Origin of the sequence: Pseudomonas sp. W2-17 (assembly GCF_041060445.1) — a bacterium.
In the GTDB taxonomy this organism is placed as follows: Bacteria; Pseudomonadota; Gammaproteobacteria; order Pseudomonadales; family Pseudomonadaceae; genus Aquipseudomonas.
In genome coordinates this window covers 52,211-74,796 of the sequence record NZ_JAUFNS010000009.1, presented here as the reverse complement: position 1 = coordinate 74,796, position 22,586 = coordinate 52,211, and the positions used below count along the sequence as shown (strand labels likewise).

At 62.4% G+C, this 22,586-nt stretch carries 16 protein-coding genes and 2 riboswitches; of the genes, 10 read left to right on the top strand and 6 right to left on the bottom strand.

Annotated features, from left to right (window positions below; genetic code table 11):
- Positions 1-6 precede the first annotated feature (6 nt).
- Both cobN and cobW read right to left on the bottom strand, forming a co-directional pair.
- Entirely contained in the window at positions 7-3,771 is a 3,765-nt protein-coding gene (cobN, locus tag QWI20_RS13205; RefSeq protein WP_369305856.1) for a cobaltochelatase subunit CobN, read from the bottom strand.
- 2 nt (positions 3,772-3,773) lie between these two features.
- The gene (gene cobW, locus QWI20_RS13200; protein ID WP_369305855.1) at positions 3,774-4,865 is read right to left on the bottom strand and encodes a cobalamin biosynthesis protein CobW; all 1,092 of its coding nucleotides are present in this window, start codon (positions 4,863-4,865) and stop codon (positions 3,774-3,776) included.
- A gap of 125 nt (positions 4,866-4,990) precedes the next feature.
- Positions 4,991-5,193, bottom strand: a riboswitch (cobalamin riboswitch).
- A gap of 159 nt (positions 5,194-5,352) precedes the next feature.
- Positions 5,353-5,586, top strand: a riboswitch (cobalamin riboswitch).
- 96 nt (positions 5,587-5,682) lie between these two features.
- Between cobW and QWI20_RS13195 the strand changes: the two genes are divergently transcribed.
- From QWI20_RS13195 to cobM, 4 genes are all read left to right on the top strand, one after another.
- Positions 5,683-5,892 carry a CbtB-domain containing protein gene (locus QWI20_RS13195; RefSeq protein ID WP_369305854.1) on the top strand — a complete coding sequence of 70 codons (210 nt, stop codon included), beginning with the start codon at positions 5,683-5,685 and terminating at the stop codon, positions 5,890-5,892.
- A gap of 11 nt (positions 5,893-5,903) precedes the next feature.
- Positions 5,904-6,623 carry a CbtA family protein gene (locus QWI20_RS13190; protein WP_369305853.1) on the top strand — a complete coding sequence of 240 codons (720 nt, stop codon included), beginning with the start codon at positions 5,904-5,906 and terminating at the stop codon, positions 6,621-6,623.
- A gap of 5 nt (positions 6,624-6,628) precedes the next feature.
- Positions 6,629-7,054 (top strand): cobalamin biosynthesis protein, encoded by a 426-nt coding sequence (locus QWI20_RS13185; protein ID WP_369306010.1) that lies wholly within the window; start codon positions 6,629-6,631, stop codon positions 7,052-7,054.
- A 133-nt stretch (positions 7,055-7,187) separates the two neighbouring features.
- Positions 7,188-7,934, top strand: a complete 747-nt coding sequence (gene cobM / locus QWI20_RS13180; protein WP_369305852.1) for a precorrin-4 C(11)-methyltransferase — start codon at positions 7,188-7,190, stop codon at positions 7,932-7,934.
- A 78-nt stretch (positions 7,935-8,012) separates the two neighbouring features.
- Here the strand turns inward: cobM and nfuA are convergent, their stop codons facing one another.
- The 3 genes from nfuA to QWI20_RS13165 all read right to left on the bottom strand — a co-directional run bounded on the left by nfuA (position 8,013) and on the right by QWI20_RS13165 (position 12,262).
- Positions 8,013-8,606, bottom strand: a complete 594-nt coding sequence (gene nfuA / locus QWI20_RS13175; protein WP_133771305.1) for a Fe-S biogenesis protein NfuA — start codon at positions 8,604-8,606, stop codon at positions 8,013-8,015.
- Positions 8,607-8,711: 105 nt separating this feature from the next.
- Positions 8,712-9,731 carry an acyltransferase family protein gene (locus QWI20_RS13170; RefSeq protein WP_369305851.1) on the bottom strand — a complete coding sequence of 340 codons (1,020 nt, stop codon included), beginning with the start codon at positions 9,729-9,731 and terminating at the stop codon, positions 8,712-8,714.
- A gap of 230 nt (positions 9,732-9,961) precedes the next feature.
- On the bottom strand, positions 9,962-12,262 hold the full coding sequence (locus tag QWI20_RS13165; protein ID WP_369305850.1) for a fatty acid cis/trans isomerase: 2,301 nt from the start codon (positions 12,260-12,262) through the stop codon (positions 9,962-9,964).
- A gap of 169 nt (positions 12,263-12,431) precedes the next feature.
- Here QWI20_RS13165 and metH point away from each other — a divergent pair, with 169 nt between their 5' ends.
- The 3 genes from metH to QWI20_RS13150 all read left to right on the top strand — a co-directional run bounded on the left by metH (position 12,432) and on the right by QWI20_RS13150 (position 18,877).
- Positions 12,432-16,142: a methionine synthase gene (gene metH, locus QWI20_RS13160; RefSeq protein ID WP_369305849.1), complete on the top strand. Its 3,711-nt coding sequence runs from the start codon at positions 12,432-12,434 to the stop codon at positions 16,140-16,142.
- Positions 16,143-16,740: 598 nt separating this feature from the next.
- Positions 16,741-18,399, top strand: coding sequence for a nitrite/sulfite reductase (locus QWI20_RS13155; protein ID WP_369305848.1), 1,659 nt, complete (start codon positions 16,741-16,743; stop codon positions 18,397-18,399).
- Positions 18,383-18,877 carry a DUF934 domain-containing protein gene (locus QWI20_RS13150; RefSeq protein ID WP_369305847.1) on the top strand — a complete coding sequence of 165 codons (495 nt, stop codon included), beginning with the start codon at positions 18,383-18,385 and terminating at the stop codon, positions 18,875-18,877. Before QWI20_RS13155 ends, QWI20_RS13150 begins: the two co-directional genes overlap by 17 nt.
- 105 nt (positions 18,878-18,982) lie before the next feature.
- On the opposite strand, the gene sohB is transcribed toward QWI20_RS13150, so the two are convergent.
- A complete protein-coding gene (sohB, locus tag QWI20_RS13145; RefSeq protein ID WP_369305846.1) occupies positions 18,983-20,005 on the bottom strand; it encodes a protease SohB in 1,023 nt (340 codons plus the stop codon).
- Between the two features lie 207 nt (positions 20,006-20,212).
- Here sohB and QWI20_RS13140 point away from each other — a divergent pair, with 207 nt between their 5' ends.
- The 3 genes from QWI20_RS13140 to QWI20_RS13130 all read left to right on the top strand — a co-directional run bounded on the left by QWI20_RS13140 (position 20,213) and on the right by QWI20_RS13130 (position 22,568).
- Positions 20,213-20,923 (top strand): histidine phosphatase family protein, encoded by a 711-nt coding sequence (locus QWI20_RS13140; protein WP_369305845.1) that lies wholly within the window; start codon positions 20,213-20,215, stop codon positions 20,921-20,923.
- Positions 20,924-20,980: 57 nt separating this feature from the next.
- Positions 20,981-21,295: an SCP2 sterol-binding domain-containing protein gene (locus QWI20_RS13135; RefSeq protein WP_369305844.1), complete on the top strand. Its 315-nt coding sequence runs from the start codon at positions 20,981-20,983 to the stop codon at positions 21,293-21,295.
- A gap of 205 nt (positions 21,296-21,500) precedes the next feature.
- Positions 21,501-22,568 carry a phosphotransferase family protein gene (locus QWI20_RS13130; protein ID WP_369305843.1) on the top strand — a complete coding sequence of 356 codons (1,068 nt, stop codon included), beginning with the start codon at positions 21,501-21,503 and terminating at the stop codon, positions 22,566-22,568.
- The last annotated feature ends 18 nt before the right edge of the window (positions 22,569-22,586 follow it).

Sequence of the window (22,586 nt, the reverse complement as noted above, 5' to 3'; positions counted from 1 at the left end):
TCACGCTCATGACTCTTCAATGTCCAGCAACAGATTCTCCAGCGCCTCGCGGTACTCCCCCGGTTCCTGCCACAGGCCGCGCTGCTGCGCTTCGAGCATGCGCTCGGTCATGTCCCGCAGCGCATCCGGGTTGTGCTGCTGGATGAAATCGCGGGTTGAGGCGTCCAGCAGATAGGCATCCGCCACCAGTGCGTATTGGTGATCGTCGATCAGCTCGGTGGTGGCGTCGAAGGCGAACAGGAAATCCACGGTCGCCGCCATCTCGAACGCGCCCTTGTAGCCATGGCGCTTGACCCCTTCGATCCACTTCGGATTGGCCGCCCGGGAGCGCACCACCCGGTTAAGCTCTTCTTTAAGCGTACGGATCTTCGGCAGATCAGGCTGGCTGTGGTCGCCGTGATAACTGGCAACTTTCTCGCCGGACAGGCTTTCCACCGCCGCCAGCATGCCGCCCTGGAACTGGTAGTAATCGTTTGAATCGAGCAAGTCGTGCTCGCGGTTGTCCTGATTCTGCAGCACCGCCTGAACCTGGCTCAGCCGCTTGGCAAAACCCCCACGGGCCGGGGTGCCTTCGTCGCTGCCGCCGTAGGCGTAGCCGCCCCAGTTCAGGTAGACCTCGGCGAGGTCTTCGCGGCTTTGCCACAAGCGTCCGTCGATGGCGTTCTGAACCCCTGCGCCATACGCGCCTGGCTTGGCGCCGAAGATGCGCCAGCCAGCCTGCTTCGCCGCTTGCTCGGCATCCACACCGTCGCGCTGCAATTGCTCGCGCTCCTGGCGCACGCGGGCGGCCAGCGGGTTCATGTCGTCGGGCTCGTCCAGCGCGGCGACGGCCTGCACCGCGGCGTCGAACAGGCGAATCAGGTTGGCGAACGCATCGCGGAAGAAACCGGAGACCCGCAGGGTGACATCGACCCGCGGCCGGTCAAGCAGGCTCAGGGGCAGGATTTCAAAGTCATCGACGCGCTGACTGCCCGTCGCCCACACCGGCCGCACGCCCATCAGCGCCATGGCCTGGGCGATGTCATCACCGCCGGTGCGCATGGTCGCCGTGCCCCAGACCGAAAGCCCCAGTTGACGTAGATAATCACCATGATCCTGTAAGTGCCTCTCCAGCAACAGATTTGCCGACTGGAAACCAATGCGCCACGCGGTCATGGTCGGCAGATTGCGCACGTCTACGGAGAAGAAGTTGCGCCCGGTGGGCAACACGTCCAGCCGTCCACGACTGGGGGCGCCGCTCGGCCCGGCCGGGACGAATCGCCCACTTAGCGCGCTGAGCAGGTTCGACATTTCTGCTGGACCGCAGGCGTCAAGGCGAGGGATAACCACTTCATGCAGAGACTGAACAACATCGGACAAGCTGTTGTTTTCAAAGCGATTACTGAGAGGCATACCGCTGGCAATCTGCTCAATCATCTGCGCGGCCAACAGCTCCAGCCGCTCGCGGGTATCCCCGGTGGTGCGCCATGGTTCAGCGCTGACTTCATGTAATGCCTGAGGTTTGTGGCCGGTCCATGGCGCGCCGAGATCACAGTCCAGCGGGTCGAAATCCAGCGCCAGCGCCTGACTCAACGCCCGTAGCAGACTGGCCTGACCGCCGCGACCATCGCCGCGAGGCACGCGCACCATCGCCAATAGCGTGTCGATGCGCAGCCGGCCGGTGGGCGATTCGCCGAACACGTGCAGGCCATCGCGGATCTGCGATTCCTTCAGGTCACACAGATAGGTGTCCAGGCGCGGTAGCCATACGGCGGCGTCGTCCTCGCTGTTGGCGTCCCCGTCCATCGCCAGTTCGCGGTCGATGTGTGTCTCGCGCACCAGCCTGAGGATGTCCTTTTGCAGCTCCCGGGCGCGGCGCGGATCCAGCAGCTGCGCTTCGTAGTATTCGTCGGCCAGCAGTTCGAGATCGCGCAACGGACCGTAGGTTTCGGCGCGGGTCAGCGGTGGCATCAAGTGGTCGATGATCACCGCCTGGGTGCGGCGCTTGGCCTGGGCGCCCTCGCCCGGATCGTTGACGATGAACGGGTAGATATTCGGCATCGGCCCGAGGATTGCGTCCGGCCAGCAATGCTCGGACAGGCCGACGCCCTTGCCCGGCAGCCACTCCAGGTTGCCGTGCTTGCCGACGTGGATGACGGCGTGGGCGCCATAGCGTTTGCGCAGCCAGAAGTAGAACGCCAGATAACCGTGGGGCGGGACCAGATCAGGGTCGTGATACACCGCGCTGTGATCGACGTTGTAGCCACGCGCCGGTTGAATGCCGACGAAGGTCATGCCGAAACGCAGGCCGGCGATCATCATCCGCCCGTCCCGGCACATGGGATCGGTGTCAGGGGCGCCCCATCGCGCGATGACTGCATCGCGATTGGCCTGCGGCAATGCCTGAAACGCCGCGAGGTACTCGTCCATGGCCATGCTCTGATGGCACGGCCGTTGATCGACGCTGTCCGGGTCGTTGGTGACGCCGCCGAGCAAGGCGTGAATCAGCGCAGTACCGGTCTCGGGCAAGTCGTCGACCGGGTAACCCTCGGCCTGCATCGCCTTGAGGATGTTCAGCGCGGCCGCCGGGGTATCGAGGCCGACGCCGTTGCCGATGCGCCCGTCGCGGGTCGGGTAGTTCGCCAGAATCAGCGCCACGCGCTTGTCGGTGTTGGCGGTGCGGGCCAGCAGCACCCAGCGCCGGGCCAGTTCGGCGACGAAATCCATGCGTTCCGGCTGGGCGCGGTAGCAAACCACGTCGGACTGACTGCGCTCGCTGTGCCAGGCCAGGTCCTTGAAGCTGATCGGCCGGCTGATGATGCGACCGTCCAGTTCCGGCAGCGCGATGTGCATCGCCAGATCGCGGGGCCCCAGCCCTTGGGCGCTGGCCTGCCAGGCCGGTTCGTTGTCCTGGGCGCAAATGGCCTGAATGACTGGGATGTCCCGACGAAACGGCCGCACATCCGGCGCTTCCGGGCTGGATTGAGCGAAGCCGGTGGTGTTGAGAATGACCTCGCACTCCACCTCGTCCAGCCAGTCCTGTATCGCGCTCATGCAGCCGGCTTCCTTGAGGCTGGCCACGGCGATCGGCAACGGATTCAGACCCTGGGCCGACAAGCGCTTACAGAACACATCGATGAACCCGGTGTTCGCGGCTTGCAGGTGGGAGCGATAGAACAGCACGGCAGCGACCGGCTGATCCGCGCGCCAGTCGGCCTGCCAGCGGGCCAGGTCGGCGTTGGCGTTCTGCGGGTGATAAATCACGGTGCGCGGCAGGGTTTGCGGCTCGGCCCACGGGTAGTCGCCACCCAGCCAGCGCGTGGCGATGAAATTGAACAGCGCCAGCGCGTTGTGCTTGCCGCCCTGACGCAGGTAATGCCAGAGCCGCTCGCGGTCTTCGATGGATTCCGTGCTCAGGCCGCTCAGCTCGGGGTCCGGCCGGTCGCAGCCGGGCACCAGAATCAGCTTGACGCCTTTGGCCGCCAGCTCCACCAGCCGCTCGACGCCGTAACGCCAGTAGCCGATGCCGCCGTGCAGCGAAATCAGAATGACTTTGGCGTGGCGCAGCACCTCGTCGACGTACAGATCCACCGATGCATGGTTCTGCACCTGCATCGGATTGGCCAGGCGCAGGCTCGGGTAGCTATCCGGCAATTGCCGCGCGGTTTCAGCCAGCAGCGCCAGATTCGAGTCGGCGCTGCACAGGATCACCAGCTCGGCGGGCGTCTGGCCCAGGTCGGCGATGCTGTCGTCGGGAACGAAGCCGCCGGGCTGTGTACGCAGCAGGTGCATGGTTAGCCTTTTATGCCTGAGACCGCGTCGCGCGATGACACCGCGTCGCGCAATTGCGCTTCCAGGACGCCGGCGTCCAGTTCCTGGCCGATCAGCACCAGGTGGGTTTCCCGGGCTTCGTCTGGCTTCCAGGCGCGGTCGAAATGCTTGTCGAAACGCGTGCCGACGCCTTGCACCAGCAAGCGCATGGGTTTGCCGGGAATGGCGGCGAACCCTTTGACGCGCAGGATGCCGTGCTGGACGACGGCCTGGGTCAGCGCGTCGAGCAACAGCGATTCGTCGGCCTGGGGCAGCGTGATGGAAATCGAGTCGAAGGCGTCATGGTCGTGATCATCATGATCGTCGCCTTCGTGGTGATCGTGGTGGGTCTTGCGGCCATCGATGTGCAGCTCGGACTCGGCGCCCAGGCCCAGCAATACGCTGATCGGCAGCTGGCCCCGGTTCGCTTCGACGATCTTCACCGCCGGCGGCAGTTCTTCGGCGACTTCGGCACGCACGGCGGCGAGAGCATCAGCGTCAAGCATGTCGGCCTTGTTCAGCACGACGAGATCGGCGCTGGCCAGTTGGTCGGCGAACAGCTCGTGCAACGGCGATTCGTGATCCAGGTTCGGGTCGAGCTTGCGCTGGGCGTCGACTTGGTCCGGGAACGCGGCGAAGGTGCCCGCGAGCACGGCCGGGCTGTCGACCACGGTGATCACGGCGTCGACGGTGCAGGCGTTGCGGATTTCCGGCCACTGGAAGGCTTGGACCAGGGGTTTCGGCAGGGCCAGACCCGAGGTTTCGATGAGGATGTGATCGAGGTCGCCACGACGGGCGACCAGTTCCTGCATCACCGGGAAAAACTCTTCCTGAACGGTGCAGCACAGGCAGCCGTTGGCCAGTTCGTACACGCGACCGACGGCTTCTTCTTCGGTGCAGCCGATGGTGCATTGCTTGAGGATGTCGCCATCGATGCCCAGTTCGCCGAATTCATTGACGATGACGGCGATGCGTCGGCCTTCGGCGTTGTCGAGCATGTGCCGCAGCAAGGTGGTTTTGCCGGAGCCGAGAAAGCCGGTGACGATGGTGACGGGGAGTTTGGCCAGTGTTTTCATCGGTTGCCCTCAGGCGTGCGGCGGGGCAACGAGGACGAAAACAGCGCAGGCCGGCGGAAGCAGGCGCGCGGTTCGATTCGCCACCGGATCACCCCGCCCGGTTGTAGTGGAATTCCTCGGCCGCTTGCAGGCGGTCCGATGGAGGCAGGTCTCCTGGCTCACGGCGGCCGGTCGCTGACAGGCATCGTCAGGCGACTGGCATTCATCGCGCCTTCCCGCTCGCGCAGTGGCTGTGCAATGAAGCTGTCCGTTTACAGTTGCGGGGGCAGCTGCGGCTTGGAACCGCATTCCCTTCTTAGCGCCGGTGGCCCTGTGACGTACTTGAAACCGAGCGGCCGGCGAACCTCAAGTGCGCAAGGCTACGCAGTGACTGGAGGCCGGTCAATCGCGCTTTGCAATGATTGCCGCGCCAATTGACGCACCGATCGCTGCATCGATTGACGCATCGGCTGAAGGGCCGATTGACGAGCCAAACAGCCCGTGGTCTCCTACACACCTTGTTACGGGTGCCCTTCACAGGGTGAAACGGGAAACCGGTGCGTGCAGACCTTCGGGTGTGTATCAGTCCGGTGCTGCCCCCGCAACGGTAAGCGAGTGAAGAGTCAGATCCACTGTGTCGGCAACGATATGGGAAGGCGATTCTTGAAGGCACGACGGCTGTAACGGCTGATGCATGCGCCCCTCGCGAGCCCGGAGACCGGCCCGACAACGCACTATAACAACCCGCGGTGGGCGGGCGCTGTTGAGCATTGCCGGCCTTCGCCTGCGGTGTCTTCGCGCCTTTCCGTCCGCTGAATCCACTTCAGAGGGAAGCGCCATGTCCATCAGCACACCCCGCCAGACGTCCGGCACCACCACAAACACCACAACGGCCGTGACCGCCACGCAAAGCCAACGCCTTGTTGCCGCCGTCAGCGCGATGTTTCTCGGTGCGTTTCTGGTGTACTTCGCCGGCTTCTCCCACATCGATGCGGTGCACAACGCGGCACACGACACCCGCCACAGCTCCGCCTTCCCGTGCCATTGAGACCTGCCGCCATGTTCAAGCGAATTGCGCAAACGGCCGGGTTCACCGGACTGCTCGCCGCCCTGCTGTTGACACTGCTGCAGAGCTTCTCGGTGGCGCCACTGATCCTGCAGGCGGAGACCTACGAAAAGGCCCCGGCTACTGAGATGCACAAGCACGCCGAGGGTGAGATGGCCGGCCACGTCCATGACGCCGAAGCCTGGGAGCCGGAAGACGGTTGGCAGCGCGTGCTGTCCACCACCGGCGGCAATCTGGTGGTCGCGGTCGGCTTCGCCTTGATGCTGGCCGCGTTGTACACCCTGCGTACGCCGACCAGTGCCCGCGAAGGCGTGCTGTGGGGGTTGGCCGGTTATGCGGTGTTCGTGCTGGCGCCGACCCTGGGTTTGCCGCCTGAACTGCCCGGCACTGTCGCGGCGGACCTGACCCAACGGCAGATCTGGTGGGTCGGCACCGCCGCCTCGACGGCTGCAGGCCTGGCATTGATGGTGTTTGCCCGGCACTGGCTGTTGAAGGCCTTGGGCGCCCTGATTCTGGTGGTGCCGCACGTCGTCGGCGCGCCCCAGCCGGCGGTGCATTCGGCACTGGCGCCGGAAGCCCTCGAAGCGCAATTCAAGATCGCCTCGCTGCTGACCAATGCGGTTTTCTGGATCGCGCTGGGCTGGATCAGCGCCTGGTTGTTTCGGCGCCATGAAGCGACCGCGACGCACGCCGGTTTGAAGCCTGCTCTGTGAATGAAGTGCGCGATCGGCCGCTGTGGGTGGTCGGTCTGGGCTGCCAGCGCGGCTGTTCGGCGCTGGAGCTTCGGCAGTTGATGGAAGATGGGTTGCGGGAGGGTGGTCTTGAGCTGACAGACGTTGCCGCCCTCGCCTCCATTGACGGCAAGTCGGCTGAGGTGGGACTGCTGGAACTGGGTCATGTGCTGGGGCTGAAGATCGGGTTTTTCAGCGCGGGTGATCTGGCGGCTTACGAGGCACAGCTGACGTACCGCTCGGACATCGCCTTCGAACGCACCGGCTGCTACGGCGTGGCGGAAAGCGCGGCGTTGGCGATGGCCACGCGGTTGACCGGCGCGCCCGCGAACTTGGTCATCCCCCGCCGAAAAAGTCCACACGCGACATTTGCTCTGGCTACCGCAAACGTTAGGGCTGGAGCAATCTCATAGGCCGGCTCAACCTTGTAGACCGGCCCCACAGAAGCGAATCGCGTACACCTGCCGAAATGTGAACGCGGGCTGTTAGTGGGACCGCATGCAGCCATCCAAACAGTGCTCAAATGAATTCCAATCAGGACACCCCATGACCGTTTTTTTCATCGGCGCCGGCCCTGGCGATCCGGACCTGATCACTGTCAAAGGCCAGCGGCTGATCCGCAATTGCCCGGTGATCATTTACGCCGGCTCCCTGGTGCCTGAAGCAGTGCTGGAAGGTCATCAGGCGGCTCAGGTCACCAACAGCGCTTCATTGCACCTGGAGCAGATCATCGAGCTGATGAAATTCGCTCATGCACAGGGCCAGGACGTGGCGCGTGTGCATTCCGGCGATCCGAGCCTGTATGGCGCGATCGGCGAACAAATCCGCTGCCTGCGCGAATTGCAGATCCCCTTCGAAATCATCCCCGGCGTCACCGCCACCGCCGCCTGCGCCGCGTTGCTCGGGACAGAGCTGACGCTGCCGGACATTTCCCAGAGCGTAATCCTGACCCGCTACGCCGACAAAACCGACATGCCCGAAGGCGAAAGCCTGGGCGACCTAGCCCGGCACCGGGCGACCATGGCGATCCATCTGGGGGTCAATAACCTAGGCAAGATCGTCGCCGAGTTGACCCCACACTATGGCGCCGACTGCCCGATCGCCGTGGTACATCGCGCCAGTTGGCCGGATCAGGACTGGGTCACCGGCACACTGGCAGACATCGAGAAGAAGGTGCGGATCAAGGGATTTCGTCGCACCGCGCTGATCCTGGTGGGTCGGGTGCTGGGCAACGACGTGTTCGGCGAGTCATCGCTCTATCGCGCGGGCCATGCCCATGTGTTCAGGCCCTAGGAGGCGCCGCTGTACCCCGGCGAGCGCCCACAAAAAAGCCCCGAACCAATCGGGGCTTGCCTGCAACACCATCACTTCTCAGTAATACGCGTTTTCTTTCTGGGTGTGGTCCGTCACGTCGCGCACACCGGTCAGCTCGGGGATGCGCTCCAGCAACGTGCGCTCGATGCCTTCCTTGAGCGTCACATCGGCCTGACCGCAACCCTGGCAACCACCGCCAAACTGAAGAATGGCGACATTTGCCTCATCTTCTTCCACCACCTCGATCAGGGTCACCTGGCCGCCGTGACTGGCGAGACCCGGGTTGATCTCGGTTTGCAGGTAGTAATTGATACGCTCGTTGATCGGGCTGTCGGCATTGACCATCGGCACTTTGGCGTTTGGCGCCTTGATGGTCAGTTGACCACCCATGCGGTCAGTCGCGTAATCGACAACGGCGTCGTCCAGAAACGCTTCGCTGAATGCGTCGATCCAGGCGGTGAAGCTTTTCAGGCCGATGGCCGTGTCTTCAGGTTTCTCTTCGCCCGGCTTGCAGTAGGCAATGCAGGTTTCAGCGTATTGGGTGCCAGGCTGGGTAATAAACACGCGGATGCCGATGCCGGGGGTGTTCTGCTTTTCCAGCAGATCAGCCAGGTAATCGTGGGCGGCATCAGTAATCGTAATAGCGGTCATGAAAATTCCTCGCAGACGTGGGGCGCAGTTTACGCCAATCAACTGCGCCTGACAAAGCCCTAGTGTTTTAGTCGGGTAAGTGATCCGACCGCTACCCGGCGTCTGTCAGGACAGCGCTGCCTCCTTGCTCGCCCTCCTCTGGTCCAGCCAGCCTTTCATGCGTCGGTACAGGCCCTTCTCGATCCACTCATAACTGAGCCACGCCCCCAGGGCGATGACCGGCACACAGACGGCAAACACCAGGTACGGGTTAAGGCCGTACCGCTCGCTCACCAGCCATCCCGCATACAGCACCAGCACGTGGAGCAAATAAACCGAATACGAGCAGTCGCCCATGACTTTCAGCAGGCGGTAGCCGCGCAGGTACGGTTCAAGGGAGATGCAGGCCACCACGATCACCGCACTCGGCAGGCCCCAATTGATGATCCGAGGCGCCGGTTGCAGGTGGTCGATGGTGAACAGCGCCGCGCCGATCGCGATCAATGGCAGCCACAACCGTTCACTGATCCAGCCCCGGCGATACATCACACCGACGAAGATGCCGAGCAGGAATTCGTAAACGATGTCATTGGCGTAGAACCGGCTGACAAGCCCGGAACGACCCAGCACATCGGTAATGGCAAACAGCGCCGCCGCCAGAATCAACGGGCGCAGACGCTGTTGAAACAGAAAGACCATCGAGAACAGCACGTAGAACAGCATCTCGTAGTTCAGCGTCCAGCCCACGTTGAGGGTGGGATAGAGGCCGTAACCGCCGGGGTTTTCCGAAGGAATGAAGAGCAGCGACAGCACGAAGCTCTGCCAATCGACGACCTGGTGGGGCAGCAGCGGCTGGGCTACCACGACTAAAAGGCCCATCACCAAGGTATACAGCCAGTACGCCGGGACGATGCGAATGACACGGTTGAGCATGAATCGGCCGGCAGGAATGTCCTTGTCGACGGTGGACAGGTAGATCACCAAGCCGCTGATGACGAAAAAAATGTCGACACCGACGGCGCCTTTTTCAGTAAAAAAGCGCCCGACCGGCCCACTCGGATGGAAGTCGAAAAAAATCTGCATGAAGTGGTGACACACAACAGCCCACGCGGCGAGTGCCCGCAGGGCCTGAACCGAAATCAACATCTGCAACCTCTTGCTTCGTCTGGATTGACCCCTGGCGCCATACCGGCAAAGGCACGGCGTCGGAGAGCGACTCACAGGGTCCGACTTCGAAAATTGCAAAAAGGTTCGGCGCCACTGACGGGCTGCATAATGGCTGCACGCCATGTTCCATAAGGCTTCGCCGTTTCGGCCAGCGTCAGCCGGGCCGACGCCGAATGTGAAGATTCCTTAAATAACGGCGCGCCTGCGAGTCACAGATTCTCGTACCGGTTCATGTCCAGCACCCCTGCCTCGCGGGGCTCGGTTTCCTGAAGGTAGCGGTCCAGGTCGTGGAAGTAGGTCCAGAATAATGGATGGCTGCGGCGCACTCCCCAGCGCTGGACGATGGCGTCAAACGCCCGCTTGTGATCGTGGGCCTGCTCCATCGCGTCAACGAACGCGCCGACTTCACTGGCCGGCACGTTGAACATGAAATTCGGGTAGCTGCTCAGCACTCCCGGGTAAATCGTCAGCGTGTCCAGGCCCGGCTGGTAGCGGTAATCCTCGCCCATCAGAAAGGCGACGTTGCTGTGGGCGCGGTTGCGCAGCATGCTGTAAATGATGCGTTTGCCGCTGCCATCCTGGATCCGCAGCATCGTCGCCTCCGGCAACTGGTGAATGACCTTCAGCCCCGCCGCCGGGCGCGAGGTTAGCCGGCTCAGGGTCTGCTCGACCCCGCTGAACACCGGGTCCAGTCCCTCACGCGAACAGTAGGCGCCGTCGCAGCGATTGATCGGGTCCGGGGTCGCGTTCAGGGTGCCGGCGCGCTCGACCAGCTTGCGCTCGAAATCACGCTTGGGGTTGTGCTCATCGAGCTTCAGGCCGGTCGGGGTGTCATCGTCGATGGCCTGATAATCCAGCCACATCTTCACTTTGCCGCCGTTCTGGTACCAGTCGCCGAGGATGTCGTCACGCTTGTCCGCCGGCATCAGTCGCAGGAAATTGACCTCGGCGCCGTTGCGGATCAGGTCGAAATACAGACGCGTCTGCACCTGATGGGAAACGTTGCCGTAGACGTCGAAATTGACCGCCAGCTGGTAATAGGTGCGCTCCAGCAAGGGGTAGTCGAACAGCCAGACGCTGTTGGGCAGCGCGCCGATCAGGCCCTTGTTTACCGAGGCGCTGTCGAAGTGGCGGAAAATGGTCAGCAGCGCATTGTCATTCCCCGCCCACAGGGTCGCCCAACCGGGGGGCGGCATGTGCGCGTAGGCATCGCTGCGCAGGTCTTCGTATTGATTGCGCTTGTCGCGGTAGTCGTGCCACAGGGTGAGTACGCTGCCGATGTCATCGTCCTGCCCCGGCATCGCCAGCAACGGCGTGGCCTTGGCCCGATAGGCCGCATCGGTGATGTACCGGTCGTGCCCGGGCTCCTGGAACAACGCCCAGAAATGATCGCGAATCACGTCCGTGGCGATCTCGCCGCGACATACCGGGCCGCGAATGAAGGTGCGCACGAAGTATTCGGCGTTATCCAGCATGAACTGGTAACGCGCGACGGCCGGGATCTGCTGGAACGTTTCGAACGGGTTGGCCCGATGCTGCGGACCATAGCCGGGCAGCTCGGTGGCGTGCCAGGTGCCGCTATAGAACAGTTGCTTGACCCGCGCCAGCTTCTGCGGGCCCATCGGGTAGGTGATGTGGGTCTTGTGCACGATGACGCCCTGCACCGGCATCAGGCGGTAATAGAAGGTGGTGCCAGGATCATCGTCGGGGCGGCGCGTGGCGATCAGGTCGACGGGTTGGCCGCTCGGTGTGCGCGAGCGCACCCACTGGAAGAAATGCCCCGGCTCGCCGTCGGTGAAATACACGTGGGCGAGAAACAGATGTTCGTACAGCCAGCGGCCGACCAGCGCTTCGCTCGATCCGGGACGATCGAGCAGGCTTTCCCATTCGTTGATCTGCACCGCTTCGCGCGCACTCGGTTGCAGCGGCGTCTGTTCCACCGGCGCCCCGGCTGCCAGCCAGCGTTGCAGCATGCTGTATTGAGCGTCGGTGAGGCCGGTCACCGCCAGCGGCATGCCCTGCCCCGGGCGCGCCTTGGCATAGGCGGCAAACTCGTTGGGCCGCGGGCACATGTTCTGGCGGTTCAGGCCCAGCACGATGTCGTCCGGCAGCCGCGCGTTGGGCACCAGCGGCGCGCTGTGCCCGAACTCGAGCATCTTTGCCATCAGCGCCGCCTGATTGCTCTGCCCGTCCAGCACCGAATAGAAGCCTTTTTTGCGCCAGGCGTCAGGGCCCTGCGCGTCGACGAAAATCCGGGTGGGTGCGACCGCCTTGCTGCGGTCGCCTTCGTAAACCGGCACCTTCGATGCACCGCGCAGCACACCTTCGCCGCTGCCCAGATTCAGCTGGCAGGCGGCGTCATTGCACGCATGGCAGGCAACGCACTTCTCGGTGAAGATCGGCTGGATATCACGGCTGTAGGAAATAGCCGGAGGCTGAAGGGGCGACTGCGCGAACGCTGCACCGCAAAACAACAAGGCCAGGGAACTGGCGAGCACGCGATGCAACATGGAACGGGCGTCCTGAAAATGATTCCGCCGAATTCTACCTGTGGCTAATGGCCTGCAACATGAACAGAATTCATGTAAATCCCGGAATGATTTAAATCCGCGCAGGTTTGCTATTATTTCGCTCTTTTCAGCGCCACCTTATTTCGTACTTCTTCGTCCGGGTAACCTCATGTCAGATCGCAGCGCGCGTCTTCAAGCACTCCAGCAGGCTCTTCAACAGCGAATCCTGATCCTCGATGGCGGCATGGGCACGATGATCCAGAGCTATCGGCTGGAGGAGGAAGACTACCGTGGCAAGCGTTTTGCCGACTGGCCGAGCGACGTCAAGGGCAATAACGACCTGTTGATCCTGACGCGGCCCGACGTGATTGGCGCGATCGAGAAGGAATACCTCGACGCCGGCGCCGACATTCTCGAAACCAACACCTTCAACGCCACCCAGGTGTCCCAGGCCGACTACGGCATGGAAGCGCTGGTCTACGAGCTCAACGTGGAAGGCGCGCGCCTGGCTCGCCAGGTCGCCGACGCCAAGACCCTGGAAACCCCCGACAAGCCGCGTTTCGTCGCCGGCGTGCTCGGCCCGACCAGCCGCACCTGCTCGCTGTCGCCGGACGTCAACAACCCCGGCTACCGCAACGTCACCTTCGACGAACTGGTGGAGAACTACACCGAGGCCACCAAAGGCCTGATCGAAGGCGGTGCGGACATGATCCTCATCGAAACCATCTTCGACACGTTGAACGCCAAGGCAGCGATTTTTGCCGTTCAGGGCGTGTTCGACGAACTGGGGTTCGAGCTGCCGATCATGATTTCCGGGACCATCACCGACGCCTCCGGCCGCACCCTCTCCGGCCAGACCACCGAAGCGTTCTGGAACTCCGTGCGCCACGCCAAGCCGATCTCCGTGGGCCTCAACTGCGCGCTGGGCGCCAGCGAGTTGCGGCCGTATCTGGAAGAACTGTCGAACAAGGCCGAGACCCACGTCTCGGCGCACCCGAACGCCGGCCTGCCCAACGAATTCGGTGAATACGACGAAGCCCCGGCAGAGATGGCCAAAGTCGTCGAGGAGTTCGCCCAGAGCGGCTTCCTCAACATCGTCGGCGGTTGCTGCGGCACCACCCCGGCGCACATCAAGGCCATCGCCAACGCCGTCGCCCCGTATGCGCCGCGGCCGATTCCTGACATCCCGAAGGCCTGCCGCCTCTCGGGTCTGGAGCCGTTCACCATCGATCGCAGTTCGCTGTTCGTCAACGTCGGCGAGCGCACCAACATCACCGGCTCTGCCCGCTTCGCCCGCCTGATCCGCGAGGACAACTACACCGAAGCCCTGGAAGTCGCCCTGCAGCAGGTCGAGGCCGGCGCCCAGGTGATCGACATCAACATGGACGAGGGCATGCTGGATTCGAAGAAGGCCATGGTGACCTTCCTTAACCTGATTGCCGGCGAGCCTGATATTTCTCGCGTGCCGATCATGATCGACTCGTCGAAATGGGAAGTCATCGAAGCCGGCCTCAAGTGTATTCAGGGCAAGGGCATCGTCAACTCGATCAGCATGAAAGAAGGCGTCGAGCAGTTCATTCATCACGCCAAGCTGTGCAAGCGCTACGGCGCGGCGGTGGTGGTGATGGCCTTCGACGAAGCCGGCCAGGCCGACACCGAGGCGCGCAAGAAGGAAATCTGCAAGCGCTCCTACGACATTCTGGTCAACGACGTCGGCTTCCCGCCGGAAGACATCATCTTCGACCCGAACATCTTCGCCATCGCCACCGGCATCGAAGAGCACAACAACTACGCCGTGGACTTCATCAATGCCTGCGCGTACATCCGCGACGAGCTGCCGTACGCGTTGACGTCGGGCGGCGTGTCCAACGTGTCGTTCTCGTTCCGCGGCAACAACCCCGTGCGCGAAGCGATTCACTCGGTGTTCCTGCTGCACGCAATCCGCAACGGCCTGACCATGGGCATCGTCAACGCCGGCCAGCTGGAGATCTACGACCAGATCCCGGCCGAATTGCGTGATGCGGTGGAAGACGTGGTGCTCAACCGCACGCCGGAAGGCACCGACGCCCTGCTGGCCCTCGCCGACCAGTACAAGGGTGACGGCTCGGTCAAGGAAGCGGAAACCGAAGAGTGGCGCGGCTGGGAGGTCAACGAGCGCCTCAAGCACGCACTGGTCAAGGGCATCACCACGCACATCGTCGAAGACACCGAGCTGTCGCGGCAATCGTTCAAGCGCCCCATCGAGGTCATCGAGGGCCCGTTGATGGCCGGCATGAACGTGGTCGGCGACCTGTTTGGCTCGGGCAAAATGTTCCTGCCCCAAGTCGTCAAATCCGCCCGCGTGATGAAGCAGGCCGTGGCGCACCTGATTCCTTTCATTGAAGAGGAGAAAGTCGACAAGCCCGAAGCCAAGGGCAAGATCCTGATGGCGACGGTCAAGGGCGACGTCCACGACATCGGCAAGAACATCGTCGGCGTGGTGCTGGGTTGCAACGGGTACGACATCGTCGACCTCGGCGTGATGGTGCCGGCGGAGAAAATCCTGCAGGTCGCCCGTGAGCAGAAGTGCGACATCATCGGGTTGTCCGGCTTGATCACCCCGTCCCTGGACGAAATGGTTCACGTCGCCCGGGAGATGCAGCGTCAGGACTTCCACCTGCCGTTGATGATCGGTGGCGCGACCACCTCCAAGGCGCACACAGCGGTGAAGATCGAGCCCAAGTACAGCAACGACGCGGTGATCTACGTCACCGACGCTTCCCGCGCCGTGGGCGTGGCGACGCAGTTGCTGTCCAAGGAGCTGAAAGCCGGCTTCATCGAGAAGACGCGCGCTGAGTATGTGGAGGTCCGCGAACGCACCTCCGCCCGCAGCGCGCGCACCGAGCGCCTGAGCTACGGCGCGGCCATTGCCAAGAAGCCGCAGTTCGACTGGGCCAGCTACCAGCCGGTGAAGCCGACATTCACCGGGGTCAAGGTGCTGGAAGACATCGACCTGAACGTGCTGGTGGATTACATCGACTGGACGCCGTTCTTCATTTCCTGGGACCTGGCCGGCAAGTACCCGCGCATCCTCACCGACGAAGTGGTAGGCGAAGCGGCCACCTCGCTGTTCAAGGACGCCCAGGAGCTGCTGCGCAAACTGATCGACGAGAAGCTGATCCGCAGCCGCGCCGTGTTCGGCTTCTGGCCGGCCAATCAGGTCGATCACGACGACATTCAATTGCTCGACGATAACGGCGCGCCACTGGCCAAGCTGCATCACCTGCGCCAGCAGATCATCAAGACCGACGGTAAGCCGAACTTCTCCCTGGCCGACTTCGTGGCGCCCCAGGGCAGCGGCGTGACCGATTACGTCGGTGGCTTCATTACCACCGCCGGCATTGGCGCTGAAGAGGTGTCAAAGGCGTACCAGGACAAAGGTGACGACTACAACGCGATCATGGTCAAGGCCCTGGCGGACCGGCTGGCCGAGGCCTGCGCCGAGTGGCTGCACCAGCAGGTGCGCAAAGAGTATTGGGGTTACGCCCGCGATGAGCAGTTGGGCAACGACGAGCTGATCAAGGAGCAATACACCGGCATCCGCCCTGCCCCCGGTTACCCGGCCTGCCCGGACCACACGGAAAAAGGCGTGCTGTTCGGCCTCCTCGACCCGGCCCAGGGCGACGGCAAGCCCGGCGTCAGCGGCGTGTTCCTCACCGAGCACTACGCGATGTTCCCGGCGGCGGCGGTCAGCGGCTGGTACTTCGCCCACCCGCAGGCCCAGTACTTTGCCGTGGGGAAAGTGGACAAGGATCAGGTGGAAAGCTACACGGCGCGTAAGCAACAGGATTTGAGCGTGACGGAGCGCTGGCTGGCGCCGAATCTGGGGTATGACGAGTAAGTGCGGCAGATTTGTTATTGGCCGACTCGATCATTCGGGCATTACAGAACCTGTGGGAGCTTGCTTGCTCGCGAATCCGACATTCCAGACGCTGAAATATTGGGTGGATTGCCGCCCAATATCGCGAGCAAGCTCGCTCCCACTGGCTGGAGGTCCTGGCTACTGGTGCGTCACCCAGAACACCGCCGCCCCCACCACCAGCACAATAATGAACAGAATGGCCCATGCATCCACATGGCTCTCGGATTTGGCAACTTTCGGGTGATTTCGCATTGCATCGCCTTTTGTCTGTTTTATGGGTGATCGCAAAACTTGCGGACCAGCGACGGGCGTCGTCGGCCATTGCCAGAGTAAAGTCGAGCCATGCCCTTATCACAAGTGAGGTTATGCCGGTCCGACGTGCTGCTTAGCACTTTTGGTTCTTTGCATATACTCAAACATCACTTTTGCGCATATCTGCAAACTGGTAACCTCCCCCGGCTCCGCAAGGAGTGCGCGGCCGTGCGCGCAGATTTGTTCGGTAGCCTGGAAGCAGACGACAACGCATCGCCTTCCCGGCTGGCCCAGCAGCAGTGAACCGCCTGAGAACAGGACCACCATGTACGTATACGACGAGTACGATCAGCGGATCGTCGAGGACCGCGTCAAGCAGTTCCGCGACCAGACCCGCCGCTATCTGGCCGGCGAGCTCAGCGAAGAAGAGTTCCGCCCGCTTCGCCTGCAAAACGGCCTCTACATCCAACGCTTCGCCCCGATGCTGCGCGTCGCTGTGCCTTACGGCCAGCTGACTTCACGCCAGGCCCGCATGCTGGCGAAAATCGCCCGCGATTACGACAAGGGCTACGCGCACATCAGTACCCGCCAGAATGTGCAGTTCAACTGGCCGGCACTCGAAGACATCCCCGACATTCTCGCCGAGCTGGCCACCGTGCAGATGCACGCGATCCAGACCAGCGGCAACTGCCTGCGCAACGTCACCACGGACCAGTTCGCCGGCGTCGCTGCCGACGAACTGGTAGACCCGCGCCCCTGGTGTGAAATCGTCCGTCAGTGGACCACCTTCCACCCGGAATTCGCCTACCTGCCGCGCAAGTTCAAGATCGCGATCAACGGCTCGACGTCCGACCGCGCCGCCATCGAAGTGCACGACATCGGCCTGGAGCCGGTCAAGAACGCTGCGGGCGAGCTGGGCTTCCGCGTGCTGGTCGGCGGCGGCCTCGGCCGTACGCCGGTGGTTGGCGCGTTCATCAACGAGTTTCTGCCGTGGCAGGACCTGTTGAGCTACCTCGACGCCATCCTGCGTGTGTACAACCGCTACGGCCGTCGTGACAACAAGTACAAGGCGCGCATCAAGATTCTGGTCAAGGCACTGACGCCTGAAGTGTTCGCCGAGAAGGTCGAGGCGGAGATGGCCCACCTGCGCGGCGGCCAGACCACCCTGACCGAGGCCGAAGTGCATCGCGTCGCCAAGCACTTCGTCGACCCGGACTACAAGGCGCTGACCGATTACAGCGCCGAACTGGCTAAGCTGGATCAACAGCATCCCGGTTTCGCCCGCTGGCGCTCGCGCAACGTCCTGGCCCACAAAAAGCCGGGCTATGCAGCGGTGACGCTGTCGCTGAAACCCACCGGCGTTGCGCCGGGCGATCTCACCGACAAGCAACTGGACGGCATCGCCGACCTCGCCGACACCTACAGCTTCGGTCAACTGCGCACGTCCCACGAGCAGAACATCATCCTGGCCGACGTCGAGCAGAGCCAACTGTTCACGATGTGGGGCGAACTGCGCGAGCAAGGCTTCGCGACGCCGAACATTGGTCTGCTGACGGACATCATCTGCTGCCCGGGCGGCGACTTCTGCTCCCTGGCCAACGCCAAGTCGATCCCGATTGCCGAGTCGATCCAGCGCCGTTTCGACGACCTTGATTACCTGTTCGACATCGGCGAGCTGGACCTGAACATCTCCGGTTGCATGAACGCCTGTGGCCACCACCACGTTGGCCACATCGGCATTCTCGGCGTGGACAAGAAAGGCGAAGAGTTCTACCAGGTGTCCCTGGGTGGCAGCGCCAGCCGCGACGCCAGCCTGGGCAAGATCCTTGGCCCGTCGTTCGCCCAGGACGTCATGCCGGACGTGATCGAGAAGCTGATCAACGTCTACGTTGAGAAACGCAACGAAGACGAGCGCTTCATCGACACCTACCAGCGTATTGGCATCGACCCTTTCAAGGAGCGCGTCTATGCAGCGAATCATTAAGAACAACGCGGTCATCGACGAGACCTGGCATCTGCTGCCCAAGGACACGACGTTCGACAGCCTGTCCAACTGCGACGACCTGATCGTGCCGCTGAACCTGTGGCGCCAGCATGCCCATGCGTTGAAGGCCCGCGACGGCGGTCTGGGTGTCTGGCTGGACAGCGACGAGGAAGCCGAGGAAATCGGTGACGACGCGGATCAGTTCCAGGTCATCGCCCTGAACTTCCCGGCATTCACCGACGGCCGCAGCTACTCCAACGCCCGCCTGTTGCGTGACCGCTACGGTTACAAGGGCGAGCTGCGGGCGATTGGCGATGTGTTGCGCGATCAGTTGTTTTACCTGCACCGCTGCGGGTTCGATGCGTTCGCGATTCGTGCCGACAAAGACCCGTACGAAGCGCTGGAAGGTCTGAAGGACTTTTCCGTGACCTATCAGGCGGCTACCGACGAGCCGCTGCCGCTGTTCCGGCGGCGTTGATGCGGCACTGATCGACAGGCAACAAAAAGCCCCGGTTTCGTGAGAAGCCGGGGCTTTTTAGTTGAAGCGGTGAACGCTCCTACAAACTCATGTAGATCAGCTCGCCTACCAGAACCGCTGCTGCGTCAGCTTGCCCCACCATCCCGTCACCCAGTGATCAACCGACGTGCTCGCGGCGATGCCTACTCGCTGCTGCAGGCTTTTGCGTTCGGCGTAGTGCAGATGGAACACCTCGGCGGTCTTGGCCTTCTCCGACAGGTATTCATCGCTGGTCTTCAGCTCATCCACCAACAGTTTGTCCTTGGCGGCGATCCCCAGCCAGATCTCGCCGGTGGCGACTTCGTCGATCTGCAACTGCGGGCGGTAGCTGGCGACGAAGTTCTTGAACAGCTCGTGGGTAATGTCCAGGTCCTCCTGAAACTTCTCACGGCCCTTCTCGGTGTTTTCGCCAAACACCGTCAGCGTGCGTTTGTACTCGCCGGCGGTCAGCACTTCGAAATCGATGTCGTGCTTCTTCAGCAGGCGATTGACGTTGGGCAGCTGGGCAACCACGCCAATCGATCCGAGAATCGCGAACGGCGCACTGATGATCCGGGTGCCGATGCACGCCATCATGTAGCCGCCGCTGGCCGCGACCTTGTCGATGCAGATGGTCAGCGGAATCCCCGCTTGACGAATCCGCGCCAGTTGCGATGACGCCAGGCCGTAGCTATGCACCATGCCGCCGCCGCTTTCGAGGCGCAGCACCACTTCATCCTTGGGCGTGGCGAGGGTCAGCAGCGCGGTGATCTCGTTGCGCATGTTCTCGGTGGCGGAGGCCTTGATGTCGCCATCGAAATCCAGCACGTAAACCCGAGACTTGACCTCGGTGGACTTCTTGTCCTTCTTCAGCTCTTTGGCCTGGGCCTTGCGCAATGCCTTGAGCCGCGCCTTGTCCAGCAGCGAGCCTTCGAGGCGATCACGCAGCCCTTTGTAGAAATCATTGAGCTTGGTGACATGCAACTGGCCACCTGCGCTACGACGCCCGCGACCGCGCATCGAACCGATGACCACCAGCACCATAATGATCGCGATCACGATGGTGACGGTCTTTGCCAGGAAACTGGCGTAATCGAAAATGAACTCCACAGAAACTCCTTACCGGTACAGCAGATCCTCGGCAGAGGATCGCGAATGGGGCCAAGCATACCGGTGCGCCGATGGCCGGGCCAGTGACGAGACGGGTGAACACGGGACAGATCGGCCAATTCAAACGAGCGTATGTTTTTTCATTGACAGACCGCGGGCCGTCCTCATAACCTCCCAGCACTTTCAACGTGCCAGGGTGACGCGGTCGTGGGCAGCATCTATCTCATACGACATGGCCAGGCCTCGTTTGGTGCGGACGATTACGACGTCCTGTCGCCCACCGGTTTTCGTCAGTCGGAAATCCTCGGCGCGCACCTGGCGCAGCTGGGCCTGACCTTCGATCGCTGCATCAGCGGCGCCCTGTTCCGCCAGCGCCACACGGCCGAAACCGTGATTGCCCAGCTCAACGCCGCCGGCCTCGCTACAGCCGAACTCGAAACCGACATCGCCTTCAATGAATTCAATGCAGAAGGCGTGATCCGCGCGCTACTCCCCGCGATGCTGGATGAAGAACCCGAAGCTTTCGAGATCATGCGTGACGCCGCCAACAACCGCGCCGAGTTCCAGCGCCTGTTTGCCGCGATCATTCGCCGCTGGCTGGTGGGCGATCACGACGCCGCCGCGCTGCAGAGCTGGCAGGCCTTCGTCGAGCAGGTTGAAGCGGGCCTGAGCGGCATTCTCGACAGCGCCGGGCCAAGTGATCGCATCGCCGTGTTCACCTCGGGCGGCACCATCACTGCCCTGCTCCACCTGATCACGCAAATGCCGGCCACCCAGGCCTTCGAACTCAACTGGCACATCGTCAACACCTCGCTCAACCTCCTGAAGTTTCGTGAGCGCGAGGTGTCCCTGGCTTCCTTCAACAGTTACGCGCACCTGCAACTGATGAAGGCGCCGGAGCTCATCACCTACCGCTGAGCCCGGCCAATCGCACTCGCAAAGTGCTCGTCATCACTCATATTAAAGGATCACACCATGAGCTCCGTAGAAAACGCCGTCCAAGCCATGAAAGCCAAGTTCAACCCAGCCGCTGCTGCGGGCCTGGACCTGGTGTTCGGTTTCCGCATCGACGACACCAAGAACTTTTCCCTGATCGTCAAGGACAGCACCTGCGAATTGCAGGAAGGCGAAAACCCGGACGCTCAAGTCACGCTGGTGATGGACGGCGAAACCCTGGAAGGCATCGTCAGCGGCGAGACCGACGGCATGCAGGCGTTCATGGGCGGCAAACTGCGCGCTGAAGGCGACATGATGCTGGCGATGAAACTGAGCGAGCTGTTCCCATCCTGAGAACGCCTTGCCTTTCGAAAGAACCGAAGCCGCCCGGCTTCGGTTTTTTTTCGTCCGGACTGTGCGCAGGACAACGACAGCAGCCGTGAATCAGGCCGGCTGATTGCCCCGTAACACCCACGCCAATAGCCCTTGTTTGCTGGCGCCGGGGCGCATTAGATTAGCCAATGATCCTGGCCCACCAAAATAATCTGCAGGGATACATATGGCGCTCACCGACCAGTCCACTCAGGTTCGATCCGGCGAAGAACTCAACGCCGGGTTAATCGACCCTTACCTGAAAGCCCATATCCCCGGCCTGAGCGGCAGCGCGAAGATCAGCCAGTTTCCCGGTGGCGCGTCGAACCTGACGTACCTGCTGAAGTACCCCGAGCAGGAATTCGTTCTGCGCCGCCCGCCGTTCGGTCACAAGGCGAAGAGCGCCCACGACATGGGCCGCGAATTCCGCATTCTCAATCAGTTGCGCGACGCCTTCCCTTATTGCCCCAAGGCCTATTTGCACTGCACCGACGAGACGGTGATCGGTGCCGAGTTTTACGTGATGGAACGGGTCAAGGGCATCATCCTGCGCGCGGAGTTGCCCGCCGAGCTGAACCTCGATGCCGCGCAGACCGAAACCCTGTGCAAGAGCTTCATCGATCGGCTGGTCGAACTGCATCAGGTGGATTACACCGCCTGTGGGCTCGGCGATCTGGGCAAGCCCCAGGGTTACGTTGAGCGGCAGATTCGCGGCTGGACCGAGCGCTACGAGAAAGCGCGCACCGCCGATGCGCCGAGCTGGGAAAAGGTCGCCCGCTGGCTGGACGAGAAAAAGCCGGCGGACCACCCGGTTTCAAGCCTGGTGCACAACGATTACCGCTTTGACAATGTGATCCTCGACCCCGACAACCCGATGCAGATCATCGGCGTGCTGGACTGGGAGCTGACCACCCTGGGCGATCCGCTGATGGACCTGGGCAATAGCCTGGCCTACTGGATTCAGGCGGACGACCCGGCGCCGGTGCAACTGATGCGGCGCCAGCCCAGCCATGCGCCGGGCATGCTCACCCGCGAGCAGTTCGTGGCGTACTACGCCGAGCGCTCGGGCATTGCCATCGACAATTTCGACTTTTACTACACCTACGGGCTGTTCCGGCTGGCCGGCATCGTCCAGCAAATCTATTACCGCTTCTTCCACGGCCAGACCCAGGACAAGCGCTTCGCCCAGTTCATTCACATGAATACCCTGCTCGAACGCATGGCCCTGCAAGTGATTGAGCGTTCCAGCCTCTGATTGCGACACGACAAGGAA

What these genes read in the sequence shown, in the direction of transcription:
- QWI20_RS13170 (WP_369305851.1), bottom strand. Translation starts at nt 9,731, where the DNA reads ATGTTGATTTCGGTTCAGGCCCTGCGGGCACTCGCCGCGTGGGCTGTT.
- cobN (WP_369305856.1), bottom strand. Translation starts at nt 3,771, where the DNA reads ATGCACCTGCTGCGTACACAGCCCGGCGGCTTCGTTCCCGACGACAGC.
- cobM (WP_369305852.1), top strand. Translation starts at nt 7,188, where the DNA reads ATGACCGTTTTTTTCATCGGCGCCGGCCCTGGCGATCCGGACCTGATC.
- metH (WP_369305849.1), top strand. Translation starts at nt 12,432, where the DNA reads ATGTCAGATCGCAGCGCGCGTCTTCAAGCACTCCAGCAGGCTCTTCAA.
- QWI20_RS13165 (WP_369305850.1), bottom strand. Translation starts at nt 12,262, where the DNA reads ATGTTGCATCGCGTGCTCGCCAGTTCCCTGGCCTTGTTGTTTTGCGGT.
- QWI20_RS13130 (WP_369305843.1), top strand. Translation starts at nt 21,501, where the DNA reads ATGGCGCTCACCGACCAGTCCACTCAGGTTCGATCCGGCGAAGAACTC.
- QWI20_RS13190 (WP_369305853.1), top strand. Translation starts at nt 5,904, where the DNA reads ATGTTCAAGCGAATTGCGCAAACGGCCGGGTTCACCGGACTGCTCGCC.
- QWI20_RS13150 (WP_369305847.1), top strand. Translation starts at nt 18,383, where the DNA reads ATGCAGCGAATCATTAAGAACAACGCGGTCATCGACGAGACCTGGCAT.
- QWI20_RS13195 (WP_369305854.1), top strand. Translation starts at nt 5,683, where the DNA reads ATGTCCATCAGCACACCCCGCCAGACGTCCGGCACCACCACAAACACC.
- QWI20_RS13135 (WP_369305844.1), top strand. Translation starts at nt 20,981, where the DNA reads ATGAGCTCCGTAGAAAACGCCGTCCAAGCCATGAAAGCCAAGTTCAAC.
- nfuA (WP_133771305.1), bottom strand. Translation starts at nt 8,606, where the DNA reads ATGACCGCTATTACGATTACTGATGCCGCCCACGATTACCTGGCTGAT.
- cobW (WP_369305855.1), bottom strand. Translation starts at nt 4,865, where the DNA reads ATGAAAACACTGGCCAAACTCCCCGTCACCATCGTCACCGGCTTTCTC.
- QWI20_RS13155 (WP_369305848.1), top strand. Translation starts at nt 16,741, where the DNA reads ATGTACGTATACGACGAGTACGATCAGCGGATCGTCGAGGACCGCGTC.